We start from the raw sequence: 15960 nt of genomic DNA on the forward strand, positions 1-15960 counted from the left end.
CATGGCCTGCCTGATCGCCGCTCCCAGCAGTGGTAGCGGCAAAACCCTATTGAGCCTGAGCCTGGCGGCCCTCTGCCGGAAAAGGGGCTTGGGGCTGCAAACATTCAAGGTTGGTCCCGACTATCTCGACCCCCAGCTCCTCAGCCAGGTCAGCGGTCGGCCCTGCCGCAATCTCGACACCCTGCTGTGTCCCGAGGAATGGGTGCAACGCAGCTTCCACTGGCACAGCAGCCAGGCCGACCTCACCCTGGTTGAAGGGGTAATGGGTCTGTTTGATGGCCGCGGCCCCAGCAGTGAGGGCAGTTCTGCGGCGATTGCCGACCTACTGCAACTGCCCGTGGTGCTGGTGGTGGAGGCCTCCAGGCAAGCGGGCTCCCTGGCCGCCCTGGTGCGGGGCTTTCGGGACCATGGTCCGCCCCAGGTGGCCCTGGCCGGCGTGGTGCTCAATCGGGTCGGCAGCGAGCGCCACCAGGCCCTGCTCAGCGAAGCGCTCCAAGCCATTGAAGTGCCCCTGTTGGGGGTCTTGCCCCACCACCTGTCCCTGGCCCTGCCATCGCGCCACCTGGGCCTGCTGCCACCGGGGGAGTTGGCCGATCTGGCCGAGCGCCAGGAGCAATGGGCCTCGTTGGCGGAACAACATCTCGATTTAGAAGCCCTGCTGCCCCTAATGGCGCCAGCCGCTGCCCGGCATGAAGAGCACCCGATTGCCTGGTGCCTTTCGGGCCTCCAACCGACCCCAACCCTGTCCACGGGATCGCCCACGGGATCGACATCCGCCCCAGGGCTGCCCCTGGCGATTGCCAGCGATTCGGCCTTCCATTTTCGCTATCCAGAAGCTGGCGAATTGTTGGAAGCCCTGGGGGTCGAGCCCATTGCCTGGAGCCCCTTGGCCGATGAACCCCTGCCCCCTGGCTGCCAGGGGGTGCTGCTGCCAGGGGGCTACCCCGAACTCCACGCCCCCCAGCTGGCGGCCAGCCGGCGCAGCCTCAAGGATCTGGCAAGGGCCGTCCGCATGGGCCTGCCGGTGCTTGCCGAATGTGGGGGCCTACTACTGCTGGGCCAGGGCCTGGAAGATCCCGACGGAACTCTTCACCCGATGGCAGGGGTGCTGCCCTTTCAGGCAAAAAAGGGGGCCCTGAGCCTGGGCTATCGGCAGGCCAGCGCCGATGCCGATGGCCTAGTGGTGCGCCGCGGCGAGCAATTTGTGGGCCATGAATTTCACCGCTGGCAGCTAGCCCCTGTAGCCAAACCTATCGATGCCGTGGCCAATTTTGAAGAGCTATGGCAGCTTGAAGGATGGGGATGCTCGCCAAGGAGGGAAGGATGGACAGCGCCGAACGTGCACGCCAGCTGGCTGCATCTCCACTGGGCTGGATGCCCGGTGATTCCGTCGAGGCTGGCCGCCGCCTCAAGGCGCTGCGCGACGCTGCCAACGAACGGCGCTTCCTAGCCCCCCACCAAAGCAAGCCAATCGTTGTCAAAGAGCGCTGGCGGCTACTCGTGCAGGGGCAGGTGCAGGGGGTCGGCTATCGGGCCTGCTGCCTAACCCGCAGCAAGGACCTGGGCCTGAGCGGCTGGGTGAAAAACCTGGCCGATGGCTCGGTGGAAGTGGAAGCAGAAGGGTTGGTTCAAGACCTCACCGAACTGCGTATCTGGTGCGAAACCGGTCCGGCCGCAGCGGTTGTTAGCGGTGTTTCTGTCAGCCAGATCAGTCCCTCCGGCTCCGATTGGTTTGAGGTGCGCTCTTGAACACAAGTCTTGAGCTGTGGTTAGTGCGCCATGGCGCCACGGCCTGGGCCCTGAACGGTCGCCATACCGGCCGCACCGATTTGCCCTTGCTACCCGAAGGAGAGGAGGAGGCCAGGCGCCTGGCCCCCGTCCTTGCCAAGCAGCGCTTCGCCGCGGTGTTGGTCAGTCCGCTGCAACGGGCCCAGCGCACCGCTGAGCTGGCTGGCCTGGGCCCGCTCGCCCAGGTCTGCCCGGATCTCCAGGAATGGGACTACGGAACCTATGAAGGCATAACCACCGCAACCATCCGCCAATCAGTGCCTGATTGGACAATCTGGAGCCACGGCTGCCCCGAGGGAGAAACCATGGCAGCCGTTGCGGAGCGTTGCCAGCGGGTAATTGACCTGGCCCAAGCCATCGCCAATGCCGACGCCAACGCAGCAGGGGCTGCAGACCAGGCAAGCCACCAGCCCACCAAGGTGGCCCTAGTGGCCCACGGCCATATCCTGCGCAGCCTGGCCGGCACCTGGCTGGGCCTGGGGGTGCCAGGTGGTGCCCTGCTCACCCTGGCCACCGCCACCCTGAGTGTGGTGGGATATGAGCGGCAACAACCGGCGATTCTTCGCTGGAATGCACCGATTCAGACAGGTAATTGATGGGAGATCCACAAACCGCCGCCAGCGGGCTTGCCGCCCTGCTGGCTGAGCTTTCGGCCTTCGGAGTTGCCATTGGCTTTTCCCCCATTCACATCGGCGTGTTGCTGCTGCTGCTGCTGGGCCCCAAGCCCCTGCAACGGGGCGGCTGGTTTGTGCTGGGTTGGCTAGCCACCGCTGTCCTGGCCGTGACCCTGCTGCTCAGCCTTGGCCATGGCCTACTGCTCACCATGGATAAGGGCAGCAGCCACCGCACCGGCCTGGATCTTCTTGCGGCAGGCGCCCTGTTGGGGCTAGGCCTCAAGGAGCTGCTCAACACCAAGGAGGAAACGGGCCCGCCGGGATGGACCAGCAAGCTCGAAAAATTTTGTGCCATGCCCCTGCCGCTGTTAATCGGCCTCAGCGGCCTGCTGGAGGTGGCCAGCCCAGACGACCTATTCCTATTTGCAAAAAGTGCCGGCAGCCTGCTCTCGGCCAACCTCGGCAAGGGCCAGGAACTGCTGGCCACTGGCCTTTTCAGCCTGGTGAGCGGTTCGCTCCTGATCACCCCCCTACTGGTACTGCTGGTGCTTGGCAAGGACCGCTGCCAGCCCCTACTTGAGAAGGCCAAAAGCTGGCTGTTTGCCAAGGGGGATCTGCTGGTGGGGCTGGTGAGTGTGGCCCTGGCCGGCTACCTGGGCTGGCAGGGCATAGGGGGGTTACAGATCTAGGTATCAACCCGCATCCACTCCTGCCAAATTTGGCGATCGGCCGGGGCCCCAGCCGCCATCAGGGTCACGGCCTGGCTGGCACGGCTCACCGCCACGTAGACCAATTGGCGACGCAGCACCAAATCGGCGGGCCAAAACACATCTCCATCCACAAACACTTCGCCAAAGGTGCTGCCCTGGCTTCGATGCACGGTGAGCACCGCCGCCGGCCCGAGCGAGGCAAAGGCATCACGCACCAGGAAAAAGCGGCGCCAGATGGGCTTGCCATCCTGCTTGCCCGCCTCCTTGGCCAGCTGGCGTAGGCGGGCTAACACCGCATCCAGGGCCTGGCGGGCCTGGGAGCCCAATGGGGGAAGCAGGCGCAGGGTGAGCTGGGCATCGCCAGCCTCCACCGAGACATTGAGCGTCTCAATCACGGGCACCCCAATCCCCGGCAAGGCGGCCAAGCCAAAGTCGGCCAGATCGCAGCTCTCGGGCGCCACATCCCTGACCACCAGCTCCCGGTTGGAGCCCAACAACATGTCTGGTTCTTCGCCTGCATCCTCCCCCTCACGGCAAGCGGGCGCCATCACGGCCGTGCGGGTAATCAATACTTCCCCTGGCAACACGGCCAACTGATCGGCCATTTCGCCGTGCAGGGCCCGCCGGGCAATCGGCACGAGCTGCTCCAGGGAACGGTTGGTGTAGCAAAGAATGCGCACCAGATCAGGGTTGTCGGTCTCGGCACTGCGGCGCAGGGCCGCCTGGGCCGCCGATAGCCAGGCGGAGCGATCAAGCAGGGCCACCATCCCCTCCCCGGTGCTAACCGGCGCCATGGTCGGGGGACGGCGGCAGGGCAGGGCCCCCTGCCTAAGCCCCGTGGCCAACCGCAACACCGGGCCCTGGTGACGCACCACCTGGGTGAGCTGGACCTGCTGGGCACGGCCGAGGCCAAACACCGGGCTATGGGGTTCCCCCACGGGCGGCAATTGGGCCGGATCCCCCACAAAAACCAGCCGGGCCCGAAAGAAGTGGGCACAGCGCAGCACAATCTCCAACAGGGCGCTATCGACCATCGAGGCCTCATCAATCAGCACCAGCCCCAGGTGCTCAAGGGCCATGGCCGTTTGCTCGGTTTCCTCGCAGCGCTCCAGATCGCCCTGGCGTTTGAGCTTGAGCCGCAGCAGCCGATGGATGGTGGAGGGAAACCAGGTGGCCTTGAGCCCCGCCATGGACAGGTGTTGGCGCAGCACCCCCACGGCCTTATGGGTGGGGGCCACCACGGTCCAACAGAGTCCGGCGGCCTCCACCTGGGCCAATAAGCGCATCGACAGGAAGGTTTTTCCCGTGCCGGCATAGCCGCTCAGCACAAACGGCATGCCATCAGGCGGCAGGGCCAACCAGGCCTGAAAAGCTTGAACGGCCGCCTCCTGATCGGTGGTGAGCTGGGGGTCGCTCCCGATCACGCCACAGGGGCAAACAGGGCCCGGACCAAATGCAGGGGCGAGCCAAGCAATACCAAGCCCGGCAGGGCAACCAGGGGGCCGATCAGGCTGCCCACCAGCACTTCTAGGCGGGTGTGGCCAAGGTTTTCCTTGAGGGGCTTCTCCTCTGGCTCCCCAGGCGGATTCGCCTCGCCACCACTGCCGCCATCCCCGCGCAAATTGGCCTGCAGCAAATTGACCCGAGCTGCGGTAAGGCCTGCTGCCCGGCGCACGCCGCTGGCGTCGTAGAGCACCACAAAACACATGGTGGCCGCCAGGGCAAAAAGGGGATCGTCGAAACCCACCTGCCAGCCCAAACCCGCGGCGGTGCCCGTAAGCAGGGCCGAGTGGCTCGAGGGCATGCCACCGGTTTCCACCAGCACCTCCGGTCGCCAGCGCCGATGCACCACCAACTCAATCAACAATTTGGAGAACTGAGCCAGGCCGCAGGCCGCCAAACCCCAGGCCAGCACACCATTGTCTAAAACCGCGACCAAACCATGGCCATCCACTGAAACGCTCATCGATCGCGACTCGTTATGTAGTCAGCTAGGGCTAGCAGGGGTGCTGCTGTCTCCCGCCATGGCTCCAGGGCCGCCTTGGCCCCAGCGACTAAATCATCGGCCCGCTGGCGGGAAGCCTCCAGGCCCAACAGCTTGGGATAGGTGGTTTTATCGGCGGTGAGATCCTTGCCGGCGGTTTTCCCGAGCACATCACTGCTGGCGGTGACATCCAAAATGTCGTCGATGATCTGGAAGGCGAGCCCAATCCCCTTGGCGTAGGTGCCCAGGGCAGCCAGCAGCTCCTCGGAAGCGCCCGCAATGATCGCCCCGCAAAGCACGCAGGCCCTCAATAGGGCACCTGTTTTGTGGAGGTGGATGTATTCCAGGGTCTCGAGGTCGACCTCCTTACCCTCCGATTCCAAATCCACCACCTGGCCGCCCACCAGGCCAGGGGCGCCGGAGGCGAGGCTCAACTCGCCAACCACCGCCAGCAACCGTTCGCTGGGCACGCCGGGGCTGCGCAGGGCCACCATCTCGAAGGCCCGGGTCAGCAGGGCATCACCGGCCAAAATGGCATTGGCATCGCCGAAAACCTTGTGGTTGGTGGGCATCCCCCGGCGTAGATCGTCGTTGTCCATGGCCGGCAGATCGTCGTGGATCAGCGACATCGTGTGGACCATCTCCAGGGCCAGCGCCGTGGGAAGGGCCTGCTCCCTGCTGCCACCCGCCAGCTCACAGGCCGCCAGGCACAGAATTGGCCGCAACCTCTTGCCGCCCGCCAGCAGGGAATAACGCATTGATTCCCGCAGGCTCTCGGGCCGCTCCGGCCCGAGGGATGCGTCCAGGGCCGCCTCCACCTGGAGCCGCGCCGCCTCGAGGTAGGCGGCGAAATCGAACGGGGTAGTCACCGCCGCGGTCATGGGAGCCGGAGATCTGGCGCGATTCTCTCAGGCGCTAGCCCCATCAAGGCAATAGGTCTGCCAAAGGGTTATCCAGGCCGTTGTGGGCACACCAGCTGGCAAAGGTGTTCACGAGCAACATCGTCACGGTCATCGGGCCCACACCTCCGGGCACCGGGGTGATGCCGCTGGCGATCGGCTCCACCTCCGTAAAACGCACATCCCCGCAGAGGCCCGCTGCGGTGCGGTGAATGCCCACATCCACCACCGCAGCCCCTGGCTTGACATGCTCGGCTCCCACCATCTGGGGCCGGCCGGCCGCCACCACCAGCACATCCGCCTGACGGGTAAGACCCGCCAAATCGGTGGTGCGGGAATGGGCCACGCTGACTGTGGCCCCAGCGGCTTGCAGCATTAGGGCCATGGGTTGGCCCACCAAAATGCTGCGCCCCACCACCACGGCCCGCTTGCCAGCCAGCCCAATTCCGTAGCGGGCCAAAAGGGCCATTACGCCTGCGGGGGTGCAGCTGCGCGGACCCGGTTCCCCCTTGAGCAGGTGGCCCAAATTCAAGGTGTGGAGACCATCTGCATCCTTGGCTGGATCGATGGCGGCCAACAGGGGGCCCTGGTCGAGGCCCGCGGGCAGGGGCAACTGCAACAAAATCCCGTCGACCAAGGGGTCCAGGTTGAGCCTCTCAACCGTGGCCAATAGCTCGGCCGCCGGTGTGGAGGCGGGCAGATGGGCGCCATGGTTGGTGATACCAATGCGCAGGCAAGCCTTCTCCTTATTCGCCACATAGACCCCGCTGGCCGGATCGTCCCCCACCCGCAAAACCGCCAGACCTGGCGGTCTGCCTGCCTGGCCGAGGCGTTCGGCGATGGCGAGCTGGAGGCGGCCTTCAATTTCGGCAGCCAGCTGGCGGCCGTCAAATCGGATGGCCATGGCGATGGGGCGTATCTATCTCTCTGCCAGCTTGCCGCCCCGGGCCAGCTAGCGTTTAGCCATGCGCGTGCGGCCACTCCAAACCCTGTGGCGCCAACTGCTCCGGCTAGAGCGACCCAGGCAAACCCCTGGCCTCTGGCGTAGCCGAGAAATTGCGGCGGTGGTGCTGGCTTGCGCCCTGGTGGCCCTGCTGGCCAGCTGGCCCTGGCTGGTGGAGCCCAGCCTGCAGGCAGGCATGGCAGCCCCATTTACGGCAAGGGCCCCCAAGGATGCCCGGGTTATCGACAGCACGGCCCTGGAGGAGCGCCGGGACCAAATGCTGCATCGCACCACTGTGCAAGTGGTGGATCAGGAGGCCAGCCGGGCCCGAATGCGCCAACTCCAGGCCAAGTTGCAGTTAGTGGAGCGCCAGGCCAATAGCCAGGGGGCCGAGGTCCAGGCAATTGCCCTGAGCCCCCAGGAACAACAGTGGCTGGGGAAGCTCAATGGCGCCCAGCTGGGGCAATGGCAAAGGGATGTGTTGCAGGCCCAATTGCGGATGTTGAGCCAGGGGCTTTCAGCCAGCGTGGCCGAAGGCCAGCTACTCGAGGCCGCCAATCTGCAGCTCGAGAGCCAATCGCCCCCGGGTCGCTCCCTGGGGGCCCGGCTGCTGGTGAGTTCCCTGGCGGGCCATGCAAACCTTCGCAACGACCCAACCCTGAGCCAGCGGCGGATCGAGGCGTTGATCACCCAACAGGGCATCCCCACGATTGCGGTTAAAGCGGGTGACCTAATCACCCGCCAAGGCCAGCCGATCACAGCCCAGGCCTTTGACGTGCTCGATTACTTCGGCCTGGTGAACCGGCGCCCCCGGCCCCTGATCTGGCTTGCCCACTTCGGCGAATCGCTGGCCGTTTGTGGGGTAATGCTGCTGGCGATGAGGCGCTGGCGCCCCTCCCTCGAGCCGCGGCAGGCCCTGCTGGGCCTAGTGGGTCTATTGGTGGTGGTGGGCTTCAGCCTCTGGCTCGGGCCCCTGGCTAGCCCCCTGGTGCTCTTGGTGCCGCCCACCCTGCTGCTGGCCCAGGGACTGGGCACCAGCTGCGGGCTGGCCTGGCTGGCGGCCGCCAGCCTGCTTTGGCCCGTGCCCCTGGCTGGGGTGGTGGGCACCAGGTTGCTGGTGGCCTCAGGATTCGCTGCACTGGCTGCACTTGCAGCAGGCCGCCAGCGCAACCGGGCCGAGCTGCTGCAGCTGGCGGTGCTACTGCCCAGTGGTGCCCTGCTGGTGCAGTGGCTATTACTCACCCGCAGCCCCGTGGCCCAGGTCGACCTGCCCAGCGAAGCCCTGCTGTTGGGGGCACTGCTGATGGGAGGTCTATTGATCGCGCCACTGGTGGAGACATTTTTTGGCCTGCTCACCCGGGCCAGGCTGCTGGAGCTGGCCGATTTACAACGGCCCCTGCTACGGCGCCTTTCCTGCGAGGCCCCAGGCACCTTTGAGCACACCCTGATGATTGCCGGCCTGGCGGAGGAGGGGGCCCGGGCGATCGGGGCCGATGTTGACCTGGTGCGCACTGGAGCCATGTATCACGACGTGGGCAAATTGCATGGCCCCCAATGGTTCATCGAAAACCAGGGCCAGGAAGCAAATCCCCACGACAGCCTCGACGATCCCTTCGCCAGCGCCGCCATCCTCCAGGCCCACGTGGATGAGGGCCTGAAACTCGCCAAACGCTATCGACTGCCCAAGCCCCTGGCTGACTTCATCCCCGAGCACCAGGGCACCTTGAAGATGGGCTATTTCCTGCACCAGGCCCGTGAAAAGAATCCCGCGGTGCCGGAGAGCCGTTTTCGCTATCGGGGTCCCACCCCCAACAGCTGCGAGACGGCAATCTTGATGCTTGCCGATGGCTGCGAAGCCGCCCTGCGCTCCCTGCCGCCAGGCACCAGCGAGGCCGAGGCCAGGGCGATGGTGCGCAGGCTCATTGGGGCCCGGCTAGATGATGGCCAACTCGCCTCCAGCGGCATGGGACGCGCCGAATTGGAGCTGCTGATTCGGGCCTTTGTGCAGGTCTGGAAACGGATGAGGCACCGCCGCATCCCCTATCCCATCCCGGCCCGCAAGGCCTTCAGCGCCTAATGCGCACCAAGCCGTAGGCCAGCGCCAGAACCAGCAAACCCAAGGCCAGGTTCAAGGAAAGTCCCCCCGCCGCCGTGGCCCATTGCCGATGGGCCATGGCCTTGGTCACCCCAAGGATCCAGGAGCTGAAGGTGGTGAGCGAACCGCAAAAACCCACGCCCGCCGCCAGAAATAGCCTTTGCCGAGTGGTAGGCAAAGCGATCAAGGCGCCGATCACCGCACAGCCAAAAAGGTTTGCCGCCAAGGTGCCAGCGGAGCTTCCCCATATCAATGCCAATTGCCAACGCAACAGCGCCCCTGGGATAGCCCCGCAAGACACCAGGGTCAATTCCTTGAGCTCAGCGGCAAGGAACTGGCGACTCATCAATCTCCCCCCACCGCAAAGCCCAGGGCCGTGGCCAGCACCCCCACCAGGATCGAGACCAGCAATAGCAAGAAAGCCTCCAGCCATTGGCGTTGCTTGAGCGCCACAAACAGCTCCGCCATGAAGGTGGAAAAGGTGCTGAAACTGCCCAAAAAGCCAGTGGAAAGAACCAACAGGATGCGTTGGCTGCCCGGACCACAACTTTCCTCAAGCCCCACCAGCAAACCCAATACGAAACAGGCCGCCACATTCACCCCCAGGGTGCCCCAGTGCTTGCGGGGCACCATCGGCTCCAGGTGGTTGACCACCCGAAATCTCAACCAGGCACCCGGCACCGCGCCGATGGCCACAAGCAGGGCGTCATCAGCCACGGCGCTGGGCCCTCCAGGCTTGGAATCGCCGCTCCAAAACCACACCGGCGGGCACAATCGTGACCAGGTTGGCCAGAATCAAAGGGCCATCCTGGGTGCATAGGCCGTAGATCCCCCAGAGAGCGATGCCGGCGGTAAAGAGCCCATACATCCGCAGCGAAATACCCGAGGTGTCCCCACTGCGCAGGGTCTTGATGGCCTGGGGGAAAAAGCTGATGGTGGTGAGACTTGCGGCGAAATACCCCAAGAGGCGCACTTCCGGACTGACCAAGGCAACGGCCATGGAGGCATGAGCTTTAGGAATCCAGCTTGCACTGCGCAACGGCCCGTGGCAAAACCCTAGAGACGCCGCCAGGATCGGAGGGACTATTGCCCTTACCCCCTGCCATGGCGCCCGCCCCAAAACGCCCCAATGCCAGCTTGGAGATGCCCGACTGGGCTCCCTGGGTGCAAGCCGGCTTCAGCGCCATGTTGGCCGTTTTGTTTTTGGTGCTCGTAGGCAAGATGCGCGAGCAGGGCAGCCAGATCCGCACCCTGCAAGAAAGGGTGCAGGGGCTCGAGAACAGCAGGGCCCTGGCACAGAACAGCGGCCTTGAGGAGCAGCTGCGCTCAGCCGTGGAACGGCTGCAGGTGGTGGAGCGCAACAGCGCCCAGGTTCGAAACCTCCTGGGCCAAAACCAGGCCCTTAAGGAGCAAGTGCGCCAGCTGAAGGCGGCTGGAAATCCCAATTTGGATGGCAATTTGCCGGAACTGCCGCCAATCAAGCCCTAGCCCTTGACCGCATCACCACTGGCACTGGGCAGGATGTAGCGCTGCAGGGCCACAAACACCACCAGCACCGGCAGGATCGAAACCACCGAGCCTGCCGCCACCAAACGCCAATCCAGGGCAAAGCTGCTGGCCAACTGCTGGAGCCCCAGGGGCAAGGTGTAGAGCTTGGGGTCGTCGAGAATCACCAGGGGCCAGAGGAAATCACTCCAGGTGCCGATAAATACGAACATGGCCAGGGTGATCAGATCCGCCCGGGCCGCAGGAAGCATCACGTTCCACCACTCCCCAAGGGGGGAGCAGCCATCGCTTTTGGCCGCCTCCTCCAATTCCACGGGCACTGCCAGGAAACTTTGCCGCAATAGAAAAATGCCAAAGGCTGTGGCGGCCTGGGGAATGATCAAGGCCCAAAGCGTGTTGCGCAGGCCGATCTGAACCATCAGCAGGTAGAGCGGAATCATCACCACCTGGAAGGGGATCAAAATGGTGGCCACCACTAGGGCAAGCACCAGACCGCGGCCGGCAAAGCGCATCCGGGCCAGGGGATAGGCCGCCAGGGAGCAAAACAGCAGGTTGCAGATCACGGCCAAACCACTCACGACCGTGCTGTTGAGCAGGTAGGTACCCATGGGATTGTTGGCAAACAGGCGCCCATAGGCCTCAAAACTGGGATGGCTCGGCAATAGGGCTGGAGGGCTGGTGAAGATGTCCTCCATGGGCCCCTTTAGGGAGGTGCTCACCAGCCAGAGCAGGGGGACCAGCATCGCTAGGGCCAGCACCAGCAAAGCCACCAACTGCAGCGCCTTGCCCCTCACAGGCTTGGCCGCTCCAGGCCAACCAGATCTCCCGCCTCTGGCAGGGGAGCCTTCTGGGGGTGAAGTGGTTTGTTTGCGCCTGCCGAGAAGAGCCGGTTGAGGGCGTTGACAAAGGCCTGGGCCGCCGCCACCACGATGTCCGTATCGGCGGCGTGGCCGGAGTAGAGCACCCCTTGGTGGCGCAGGCGAATCGTCACCTCGCCCATGGCATCAATGCCCTCAGTGACTGACTTCACCGAAAATTCCACCAACTCATTGGGCACCTGGGCCAGGTGGTTTAGGGCCTGACAAACCGCATCGACTGGGCCCGTTCCAATCGCCGCCTCGCTGATCTCGGCACCATCGGCGGTGGTCAGGCTGACGGTGGCGGTGGGCAGCAGGTTGGTGCCGCAGCTGACCTGGACACTCCTCAGGATGAAGTTCGCCTGGTCCTGCTGCTGGACCTGTTCACTGACGATTGCCTCCAAATCGCGGTCGGAGATCTCCCGTTTGCGGTCGGCCAGTTCCTTAAAACGGGCAAAGGCATCATCGAGGTCGTCGCGCTCGAGGGTGTAACCCAACTCCTCAAGGCGGGCCCGGAAGGCACTGCGGCCCGAAAGCTTGCCGAGGGAGATGCGGTTGTCGGCAAGGCCAACGGTGCGGGCATCAATGATTTCGTAGGTGAGGCGATTTTTAAGAACGCCGTCCTGGTGGATACCCGATTCGTGGGCGAAGGCATTTGCACCAACAATCGCCTTGTTGGGTTGCACCGCCATCCCGGTGAGGTTGGACACCAAGCGGGATGTCTTGGTAATTTCTTCGGTGCGCACCCCGGTGAGGGGCGTGCTGCTCTCGGGGGGGCGCCCCAGGAAGGGGTTGAAATACTGGCGGCGCACGTGCAGAGCCATCACCAACTCCTCAAGGGAGGCATTGCCGGCCCGCTCGCCGATGCCGTTGATCGTGCACTCGAGCTGGCGAGCTCCGTTTTTCACAGCCTCAAGGAAGTTGGCCACGGCCAGGCCCAGGTCGTTGTGGCCGTGGACCGAAATCACGGCTTGATCAATGTTGGGCACCTGGGCATTAATCCCAGCAATCAGGTCCCCAAATTCAGCCGGCGTGGCATAGCCCACCGTGTCGGGGATATTGATAGTTGTGGCCCCGGCCTTGATCGCAGCTTCGATCACCTGGTGCATGAACTCCGGATCACTGCGGCCGGCGTCCTCGCAGGAAAATTCGACGTCTTCAACCAAGGAACGGGCATAGGCCACCATTTCGGCCGTGATCTCGAGCACCTCCTGGCGGCTTTTGCGCAGCTTGTGCTCCAGATGGATGTCACTGGTGGCAATAAATGTGTGGATGCGCCGGTGGGCCGCAGGAGCCACCGCATCTGCACAGGCCTTGATGTCGCCCCGGGCCGCCCGGGCCAGGCCACAGATCACCGGCCCATCGGGGTTGCCGACGGTGGCCGCAATCCGTTGGACGGCATTGAAATCGCCGGTGCTGGCAAAGGGAAAACCCGCCTCAATAATGTCGACACCGAGCCGGGCCAACTGCTGGGCGATCGCCAGCTTTTCTTCGAGATTGAGGCTCGCACCAGGCGATTGCTCACCATCGCGGAGCGTGGTGTCAAAGATCAGTACCCGGCCGGGGTCGCGGGCCATGTCGGCGCCTCTATGCGGAATGACTATGAGTTAGGCCCATCCTAGGGGCAGGGCGCCTGAACAAATGCCAGCCTAGGGGTGGGTCGTAGACTTGCTTCACCACGAGATCTCCATGGCCGCAGGCGATCTGGCCACGGAAACGATCCCCGCCAGCGCCCAAAATGCGGGCCAGCTGGCGATTGTTTTGCATGCGCACCTCCCCTACGTGCGTAGCAGTGAACCTGGCTCCCTTGAGGAGGACTGGTATTTCCAAGCCCTCCAGGAGTGCTATTTGCCGCTCTTGGCCGTGCTGGAAGCGGCGGCGGCCGACCCCAACCAGCGCGCCCGGCTGACCCTCGGGCTCTCTCCAACCCTGCTGTCTCTTTTGAGCGACGGGGGCCTCAATGGCCGTTTCCAGGATTGGCTTGGGCTGCGTCTGGGCCTGCTCGAGCAGGCCCCAGCCGAGCTGGAAGCGGCGGCAAGCCACCTGGCCCAGCAGCTCGGGGCCACCATCGAGCAGTGGAACTCCTATCAAGGCCGGCTACTTCCCCGCTTCCGCCGCCTGCAGCAGCTGGGGGTGCTGGATCTGATCACATGCGCCGCCACCCATGGCTACCTGCCCCTGCTGCGTCAGGTGCCGGAGGCGGTGCGGGCCCAACTGCGCACCGCGACCAGGGAACACGAGCGCCTGCTCGGTGAGCGGCCCCTGGGGATTTGGCTGCCCGAATGTGCCTATTTCGAAGGCTTGGATCAGGAGTTGCTGAACTGCGGGCTCCGCTACTCGATCCTTGATGGCCACGGCCTGCTTCATGCCTTACCCCGGCCCCGCTACGGGGTCTATGCCCCGATCTGCTCCCCTGGCGGCGTTGCCTTCTTTGGCCGTGACAGCCGCTCCACCCTGCCGGTCTGGAGTGCCCGCGAGGGATACCCAGGCGATGGGGTCTACAGGGAATTCCACCGCGACTTGGGCTGGGATCTACCGGAAGCTGAGCTAGAGGAATTGGGAATCAGCTGCCGCAGGCCCCTGGGCCTCAAGCTGCACCGGGTCAGCGGCCAGGACTGCCCCCTCGAGCACAAACAGCCCTACGAACCCGCCGCCGCCGCCGCCAAAGCCGAAGTCCATGCCGCCGATTACCTTGCCGGCCGCCGCCGGGAATTGGCAGAACTGGGCAGCTCGATGGAGCGCAGCCCCCTGCTGGTGGCACCCTTTGATGCCGAACTCTTCGGCCACTGGTGGTTTGAAGGGCCCCAATTCCTGGCGGCCCTATTCCGCCAAGGGCCTGGCGAAGGGATTGAGCTGGTAACCCTGCGGGAGGCCCTGGGATCCGGCGGCGTGCTGCAGGTCTGTCGCCCCTCGCCCAGTAGCTGGGGCCAGGGGGGTTACCACAACTACTGGCTCAACGAAACCAATGCCTGGGTGGTGGCCGAATGGCAACGGGCCTCAACGTCAATGGTGCGGCGCGTGAACACGGGCGTGGGCAGTGCCCAGCAACTGCAACTGCTCAACCAGGCAGGCCGCGAATTGCTATTGGCCCAAAGTTCCGACTGGAGCTTCATCCTGCGGGCCGGCACCACCACCGAGCTGGCGAGGGAACGGATCAACCGCCACCTGGATCGCTTTTGGCGCCTTCTAGATGCGATCGAAACCGACACTGAACTTGGCGAGGAATGGCTTGAGGCCGTCTGCGATGAGGACGGACTATTCCCCACACTTAACGCGGCCGACTGGCTCAGCCTGCCTTCATAATTGGCTATGCCTAATAACTGGCTATGCCTAATAATTGGCAGAAAACTTAAATATCTATCCGCAAACAACCGCGATTATTTACCTGTTGCCCAGTGGGCTCCAAGATGTCGCCATGGGGATCGGCGATCACCTCAACGCCATGACTGCCAGCCCCTAAATCCAGGGGCAATTTGAAGTTTTCGGCCTCGCCGGCCGCAAGCCAAGGAATTCTTAGGTAACTATGGGAGTTGTAGTGGTCGTCGACTACCACCGCCACGCCCACATCACTGACATCCAATTGGCCACGATTATGTAATTCGAACTCCAGCAGGCCAGGAGCTCTACCGCCTGAATTGGCCGGGGTCCAACCCAGGGATTCGATGGCCAAATCACTGGCTAGATGGCTAATCGAGTGAAATGGATAAATCACCAAGCTATCCAGACCAAGCAAAATGCTCCCCACGTGTTCATGGTGCAGATGACCGCCATGGCGCAGGTCCTGGCTACAGCCATGGAGGTGGAGATGTTCACCAGCAACTGGCACGGTCAGCCGGCCTGATTCGGGCTCGGAATCCCAAAAGCCACAGCAATCCCAGCCCGGGCTTGCCCCCAAATTGCTGATCCCGGCAGCCTGATCCCAATTTGCATCCCCCACTCGAAAATGCTTGAGGGCGGCATAAATACTGCGCCCATCTTCAGCGGTTGGCTGGGAATTGGCGATGGTGAATGCCCGATTGCGCCGTCGCTCGCCCATGCAGAGCTTGGATGCCACCGTATAAACCAAGCTGCTCCAGCGCGACACCAACCGCAGCCCATAGACGGGCGCCGGCTCGAGTCTTTGTTCGGCGATCAACAGGGGAATGGCCCTGCCGACCACTGCCATTAGGGGCTCCCCTGGCTGGACCTGCAGTTCTGCTAAGTCAGCCGAGCTGAGGGGATGGCGCAGGCCAGTTGCATCGGCACTGAAACAGGCGTAGGGGAAGTGGTGAAGTCCCTCTCCAGGCAGCAGGCGTTCCACGCCGCCCCCCTCCGGTTTGGCCTTAAAAACCTGGGATTGTTTCTGATCAGAGTCATAGAGAAAGGCCAATTCACCGTTGTCGTAACTGGTGGTGGTACCCATCCCGAGCACATCGCCCTGCAGGGGAATCCGCTCTAAAGGCAGGTGCTCGCGCACATCACCCTCGATCAAATCGCTGATGGTGTTGGCAATCCAGAGATCGGTCATGGGGGCAATCCTGGGTATGTCAGGGGCTGAGCAAGCGGGTAAGCAGGGCCCACTCCC

17 protein-coding genes are annotated in these 15960 nt (G+C 63.9%); 7 read left to right on the forward strand and 10 right to left on the reverse strand.

From position 1 onward, the window contains the following. The first annotated feature begins 1 nt into the window (after position 1). Genes KBY58_RS08085 through KBY58_RS08100 form a run of 4 tightly spaced genes read left to right on the forward strand, consistent with a single transcriptional unit; the run spans position 2 to position 3091 of the window. Positions 2 to 1450, forward strand: a complete 1449-nt coding sequence (locus KBY58_RS08085) for a cobyrinate a,c-diamide synthase (RefSeq protein WP_255003855.1) — start codon at positions 2 to 4, stop codon at positions 1448 to 1450. After that, entirely contained in the window at positions 1375 to 1749 is a 375-nt protein-coding gene (locus tag KBY58_RS08090) for an acylphosphatase (protein WP_254932965.1), read from the forward strand. Before KBY58_RS08085 ends, KBY58_RS08090 begins: the two co-directional genes overlap by 76 nt. Then, a complete protein-coding gene (locus KBY58_RS08095; RefSeq protein WP_255003857.1) occupies positions 1746 to 2384 on the forward strand; it encodes a histidine phosphatase family protein in 639 nt (212 codons plus the stop codon). The genes KBY58_RS08090 and KBY58_RS08095 overlap by 4 nt, the downstream gene beginning before the upstream one ends. Continuing rightward, on the forward strand, positions 2384 to 3091 hold the full coding sequence (locus tag KBY58_RS08100) for a GAP family protein (protein ID WP_255003858.1): 708 nt from the start codon (positions 2384 to 2386) through the stop codon (positions 3089 to 3091). The genes KBY58_RS08095 and KBY58_RS08100 overlap by 1 nt, the downstream gene beginning before the upstream one ends. On the opposite strand, the gene KBY58_RS08105 is transcribed toward KBY58_RS08100, so the two are convergent. From KBY58_RS08105 to folD, 4 genes are read right to left on the reverse strand one after another with little or no spacing between them, the layout of a single operon-like run. Then, positions 3088 to 4533, reverse strand: a complete 1446-nt coding sequence (locus KBY58_RS08105) for an ATP-dependent RecD-like DNA helicase (RefSeq protein ID WP_409995735.1) — start codon at positions 4531 to 4533, stop codon at positions 3088 to 3090. The genes KBY58_RS08100 and KBY58_RS08105 overlap by 4 nt on opposite strands. Then, positions 4533 to 5078, reverse strand: coding sequence for a divergent PAP2 family protein (locus KBY58_RS08110; protein ID WP_254932961.1), 546 nt, complete (start codon positions 5076 to 5078; stop codon positions 4533 to 4535). Before KBY58_RS08110 ends, KBY58_RS08105 begins: the two co-directional genes overlap by 1 nt. Then, a complete protein-coding gene (gene crtE / locus KBY58_RS08115) occupies positions 5075 to 5977 on the reverse strand; it encodes a geranylgeranyl diphosphate synthase CrtE (RefSeq protein WP_255003861.1) in 903 nt (300 codons plus the stop codon). Before crtE ends, KBY58_RS08110 begins: the two co-directional genes overlap by 4 nt. Before the next feature lie 43 nt (positions 5978 to 6020). Further along, positions 6021 to 6899, reverse strand: coding sequence for a bifunctional methylenetetrahydrofolate dehydrogenase/methenyltetrahydrofolate cyclohydrolase FolD (gene folD / locus KBY58_RS08120; protein WP_255003862.1), 879 nt, complete (start codon positions 6897 to 6899; stop codon positions 6021 to 6023). A gap of 61 nt (positions 6900 to 6960) precedes the next feature. Here folD and KBY58_RS08125 point away from each other — a divergent pair, with 61 nt between their 5' ends. Then, on the forward strand, positions 6961 to 9015 hold the full coding sequence (locus KBY58_RS08125) for an HDIG domain-containing metalloprotein (protein WP_255003863.1): 2055 nt from the start codon (positions 6961 to 6963) through the stop codon (positions 9013 to 9015). Here KBY58_RS08125 and KBY58_RS08130 read toward each other — a convergent pair. The 3 genes from KBY58_RS08130 to KBY58_RS08140 are packed head-to-tail and all read right to left on the reverse strand — an operon-like array spanning position 9005 to position 10033. After that, positions 9005 to 9379, reverse strand: coding sequence for a FluC/FEX family fluoride channel (locus KBY58_RS08130; RefSeq protein WP_255003865.1), 375 nt, complete (start codon positions 9377 to 9379; stop codon positions 9005 to 9007). The genes KBY58_RS08125 and KBY58_RS08130 overlap by 11 nt on opposite strands. Continuing rightward, complete coding sequence (locus tag KBY58_RS08135) at positions 9379 to 9750, reverse strand: fluoride efflux transporter FluC (protein WP_255003866.1); 372 nt, start codon at positions 9748 to 9750, stop codon at positions 9379 to 9381. The genes KBY58_RS08130 and KBY58_RS08135 overlap by 1 nt, the downstream gene beginning before the upstream one ends. Then, complete coding sequence (locus KBY58_RS08140) at positions 9743 to 10033, reverse strand: SemiSWEET family sugar transporter (protein ID WP_254932955.1); 291 nt, start codon at positions 10031 to 10033, stop codon at positions 9743 to 9745. Before KBY58_RS08140 ends, KBY58_RS08135 begins: the two co-directional genes overlap by 8 nt. A 104-nt stretch (positions 10034 to 10137) precedes the next feature. Between KBY58_RS08140 and KBY58_RS08145 the strand changes: the two genes are divergently transcribed. After that, on the forward strand, positions 10138 to 10521 hold the full coding sequence (locus KBY58_RS08145; RefSeq protein ID WP_254932954.1) for a hypothetical protein: 384 nt from the start codon (positions 10138 to 10140) through the stop codon (positions 10519 to 10521). Here KBY58_RS08145 and KBY58_RS08150 read toward each other — a convergent pair. Both KBY58_RS08150 and KBY58_RS08155 read right to left on the reverse strand, forming a co-directional pair. Next, positions 10518 to 11282: a carbohydrate ABC transporter permease gene (locus tag KBY58_RS08150; protein ID WP_254933966.1), complete on the reverse strand. Its 765-nt coding sequence runs from the start codon at positions 11280 to 11282 to the stop codon at positions 10518 to 10520. The two genes, KBY58_RS08145 and KBY58_RS08150, sit on opposite strands and share 4 nt — an antisense overlap. Before the next feature lie 47 nt (positions 11283 to 11329). Continuing rightward, positions 11330 to 12973: a 2-isopropylmalate synthase gene (locus KBY58_RS08155; protein WP_255003867.1), complete on the reverse strand. Its 1644-nt coding sequence runs from the start codon at positions 12971 to 12973 to the stop codon at positions 11330 to 11332. A gap of 112 nt (positions 12974 to 13085) precedes the next feature. Here KBY58_RS08155 and KBY58_RS08160 point away from each other — a divergent pair, with 112 nt between their 5' ends. After that, positions 13086 to 14699, forward strand: coding sequence for a 1,4-alpha-glucan branching protein domain-containing protein (locus KBY58_RS08160; RefSeq protein ID WP_255003869.1), 1614 nt, complete (start codon positions 13086 to 13088; stop codon positions 14697 to 14699). A gap of 46 nt (positions 14700 to 14745) precedes the next feature. Here the strand turns inward: KBY58_RS08160 and KBY58_RS08165 are convergent. Next, a partial coding sequence (locus tag KBY58_RS08165; protein WP_255003870.1) for a CARDB domain-containing protein occupies positions 14746 to 15960 on the reverse strand: 1215 nt, incomplete at its 5' end.

It is taken from the genome of Cyanobium sp. HWJ4-Hawea (assembly GCF_024345815.1).
Classification (GTDB): domain Bacteria; phylum Cyanobacteriota; class Cyanobacteriia; order PCC-6307; family Cyanobiaceae; genus Cyanobium_A.

Excerpts from the sequence above, each read along its gene's own strand:
- crtE (WP_255003861.1), bottom strand. The coding sequence starts at position 5,977 with ATGACCGCGGCGGTGACTACCCCGTTCGATTTCGCCGCCTACCTCGAG.
- KBY58_RS08090 (WP_254932965.1), top strand. The coding sequence starts at position 1,375 with ATGCCCGGTGATTCCGTCGAGGCTGGCCGCCGCCTCAAGGCGCTGCGC.
- KBY58_RS08145 (WP_254932954.1), top strand. The coding sequence starts at position 10,138 with ATGGCGCCCGCCCCAAAACGCCCCAATGCCAGCTTGGAGATGCCCGAC.
- KBY58_RS08150 (WP_254933966.1), bottom strand. The coding sequence starts at position 11,282 with ATGCTGGTCCCCCTGCTCTGGCTGGTGAGCACCTCCCTAAAGGGGCCC.
- KBY58_RS08125 (WP_255003863.1), top strand. The coding sequence starts at position 6,961 with ATGCGCGTGCGGCCACTCCAAACCCTGTGGCGCCAACTGCTCCGGCTA.
- KBY58_RS08155 (WP_255003867.1), bottom strand. The coding sequence starts at position 12,973 with ATGGCCCGCGACCCCGGCCGGGTACTGATCTTTGACACCACGCTCCGC.
- KBY58_RS08160 (WP_255003869.1), top strand. The coding sequence starts at position 13,086 with ATGGCCGCAGGCGATCTGGCCACGGAAACGATCCCCGCCAGCGCCCAA.
- KBY58_RS08085 (WP_255003855.1), top strand. The coding sequence starts at position 2 with ATGGCCTGCCTGATCGCCGCTCCCAGCAGTGGTAGCGGCAAAACCCTA.
- KBY58_RS08100 (WP_255003858.1), top strand. The coding sequence starts at position 2,384 with ATGGGAGATCCACAAACCGCCGCCAGCGGGCTTGCCGCCCTGCTGGCT.
- folD (WP_255003862.1), bottom strand. The coding sequence starts at position 6,899 with ATGGCCATCCGATTTGACGGCCGCCAGCTGGCTGCCGAAATTGAAGGC.
- KBY58_RS08140 (WP_254932955.1), bottom strand. The coding sequence starts at position 10,033 with ATGGCCGTTGCCTTGGTCAGTCCGGAAGTGCGCCTCTTGGGGTATTTC.
- KBY58_RS08110 (WP_254932961.1), bottom strand. The coding sequence starts at position 5,078 with ATGAGCGTTTCAGTGGATGGCCATGGTTTGGTCGCGGTTTTAGACAAT.
- KBY58_RS08130 (WP_255003865.1), bottom strand. The coding sequence starts at position 9,379 with ATGAGTCGCCAGTTCCTTGCCGCTGAGCTCAAGGAATTGACCCTGGTG.